This window comes from Winogradskyella sp. UBA3174 (assembly GCF_002364335.1).
Lineage (GTDB): Bacteria > Bacteroidota > Bacteroidia > Flavobacteriales > Flavobacteriaceae > Winogradskyella.
In genome coordinates, this window is the sequence record NZ_DEXW01000083.1 from 607 (window position 1) to 3,389 (window position 2,783).

Consider the following 2,783-nt stretch of genomic DNA (forward strand, 5'->3'; position numbering starts at 1 on the left):
ATATAAATCTGGAATATCAAAGTCAGATACTTTTCTTTTTTGATTATCGAAACGGAATATAGTATCCTCTCCATCTAAAAAATGTTTTGTTTGTTTGGCTACATTGTTTTGATAAAAGAAAAATGGTTTGCTCACATTATGAGCCATAAAATCGGCTGAACTGCTGCCTGCTTTATCTTTAGTAGAGTAGTAAACCATCATTTTGACACTTTGTATGTCTTTTGCCAAAATACCGGTAGCATAGAGCAATGAGGGAGCAATTCCACCCATCCAGCCCGAACTAAATACAATTTTACTGTCTATTAAATTATGTTTAATGCTATCATGAGCCTTTACTAATTCATTTGAAGGTTTTGTAATATCAATATAATCAATTTTATGTTTTACTGCGTAATTCAAAACATGATTATTTGCGTCTTTTGTACAAACAATAATTACATTTATAGAATGCTTTTTCAATGATTCAAACGATTCTAAGTTATTTACATCTATCTGAATATGCTTTGGAATCATATCTTTTTGTCGCGTCCCAATTAGTATTTTTAACTGTGGGTCTCTTTTGGAAAGCATATTATGAATGGTTTTTCCTATCAAACCAGTTCCGCCAATAATTAATAGAGTAGCACTCATCTTGTTTTTGTTTATTAAATTAATAGGGGCAAAATTAAAACCCTTAGGACGATTGATAAAGGACAAATGTCCAATAAGCAATTCCTTTCTAATGCTATATAAATATTTTTATTAGTTAAGAGGACTGTTGTTCATATTTCCATTCAGTGACTTAAAGCAGAATAGCACTTTCGAAGATAAGTATATGAGCATATCACGAATAGGGGGTAAGCGTAGGAAACTTTTTAGAGATCAGCTTCGAGCAAGCTTTTCAATCAAAGTCATTCTGTGAGCTTAAAAGAGTAGTGTGCTAAATCAAAAAAGAGAAACTTGGTTTTTTTCTCAATTCTTTATTAAGATATATCTTATGTTTTAAATAATTCACGATTTTATTTGGAATAATCATTCTGTTATACGTATGTTTGCATAATGGAACGAACGTTCTAATATAATTAACAAATAAAAAATAGAAAAGATGAGTAAATTAAATGGAAAAATTGCTATTGTTACAGGTGGTAATAGTGGGATTGGTTATGCCTCTGCCAAAGAATTAAAAAGTGAAGGTGCAATTGTTGTAATCACAGGAAGAAATCCGGAAAAAGTTGAAAAGGCAGCCCAAGAACTTGGTGTAAAAGGAATTGTTGCAGACGTAGAAAGCATTTCAGCAATCGAAGATTTGGTTGAACAAGTAAAAACAGAATTTGGAAAAGTTGACGTCTTATTCGTAAATGCAGGAATTTTTCAAGCTGCTCCAATTGGACAAATAAGTGAAGAAATGTTTGATCATCAAATGGGAATTAATTTTAAAGGTGCGTTTTTCACAACTGAAAAGTTTCTTCCAATATTAAATGATGGTGCATCAATTATAAACTTATCGTCTATAAATGCGTATACAGGAATGCCAAATACGGCAGTTTATGCCGCTTCTAAAGCCGCTTTAAATTCCTATACTCGAACTGCTGCAACAGAACTAGCACCGAGAAAAATTCGTGTCAATTCTGTAAATCCAGGTCCAGTTTCAACACCAATTTATGGTAAAACAGGAATGGAAGAAGAACAATTAAATGGATTTGCAGAAGCGATGCAAAATCGTATTCCGTTAAAGCGATTTGGTCAACCTGAAGACATAGCTAAATTGGTTTCTTTTTTAGCTTCTGATGATGCTTCATTCATTACAGGTAGTGAATACAATATTGATGGAGGAATTAATATTAATCCATTAGTAGGATAATAAAATTGATAGCGAGGATATTGGAAAATTGATTTTTCGGTATCCTTCTTCTAATTAAAATATATATAAAAATGAAAATAGCAATATCTATAACACGAGTATTATTAGGATTACCATTCCTTATTTTTGGGTTAAATCATTTCTTTCCGTTTATTCCACATCCACCAATGGATGGAGTGGCTTTGGATTATATGATGGGTCTTACTAAGGTTGGTTATTTTTGGCCATTATTAAGAGGGCTTGAAATACTAATTGGTATCGCCTTAATAAGTGGACGGTTTGTTCCTTTGGCATTAGCAGTATTAGCACCGATTTCACTACATATATTCTTGTTTCACGCGTTTGTATTATTAGCGAATTTACCTTTAGCAATCATTATTTTAGGATTGCATATTTTCCTAATTGTTAAATATTGGGATTACTATAAGCAAATATTTACGATGAAGTCAGAACCAAAATGAAAATAAATCTAATTATAATGATGCTTCCAGTACAGGAAGCATCATTATTTAAATAAGGATTAAAACACGCATTAAAACGAATTGAAATAGTAAATATATAAGATGCACGAATGCTGGAACATTTATTCCAATTAGCCTACCTTTGTAATATTAAAACGAATAATTATGCCAAGAGTAAAACTTTTTGATGAAAATGAAGTCTTGACCAAAGCAATGAATTTGTTTTGGAAACAAGGCTATTCAGCTACTTCTGTCCAAGATTTGGTGAGCCATTTAGGTATTAATAGAGCAAGTCTTTATGATACTTTTGGAGATAAAAACCAACTTTTTAAAAAGTCGTTTGAGCTTTACCGTAAGACAAATCTTGAAGGAGTTATGCATTTCTTTGAAACGCGACCGAATGTAAAGATAGGATTCTCAGAACTTTTTCATACAGCTATTCAAAATGACATACTAGATGAAGATAACAAAGGTTGCTTTGT

General features: G+C 31.7%; 3 protein-coding genes and 1 pseudogene. 3 read left to right on the top strand and 1 reads right to left on the bottom strand.

Annotation, left to right across the window (positions count from 1 at the left end; translation table 11 throughout):
• Positions 1–630: pseudogene (locus B2U95_RS15780) on the bottom strand (saccharopine dehydrogenase); the annotation flags it as partial.
• A 454-nt stretch (positions 631–1,084) separates the two neighbouring features.
• Here B2U95_RS15780 and B2U95_RS15785 point away from each other — a divergent pair.
• The 3 genes from B2U95_RS15785 to B2U95_RS15795 form a co-directional block, all read left to right on the top strand.
• Positions 1,085–1,840 carry a glucose 1-dehydrogenase gene (locus B2U95_RS15785; protein ID WP_296317856.1) on the top strand — a complete coding sequence of 252 codons (756 nt, stop codon included), beginning with the start codon at positions 1,085–1,087 and terminating at the stop codon, positions 1,838–1,840.
• A 71-nt stretch (positions 1,841–1,911) separates the two neighbouring features.
• A complete protein-coding gene (locus B2U95_RS15790) occupies positions 1,912–2,301 on the top strand; it encodes a DoxX family membrane protein (protein ID WP_296317858.1) in 390 nt (129 codons plus the stop codon).
• A 165-nt stretch (positions 2,302–2,466) separates the two neighbouring features.
• Positions 2,467–2,783: helix-turn-helix domain-containing protein (locus B2U95_RS15795; RefSeq protein WP_296317860.1), on the top strand; the 317-nt coding region annotated here is incomplete at its 3' end.

Excerpts from the sequence above, each read along its gene's own strand:
- B2U95_RS15785 (WP_296317856.1), top strand. The coding sequence starts at position 1,085 with ATGAGTAAATTAAATGGAAAAATTGCTATTGTTACAGGTGGTAATAGT.
- B2U95_RS15790 (WP_296317858.1), top strand. The coding sequence starts at position 1,912 with ATGAAAATAGCAATATCTATAACACGAGTATTATTAGGATTACCATTC.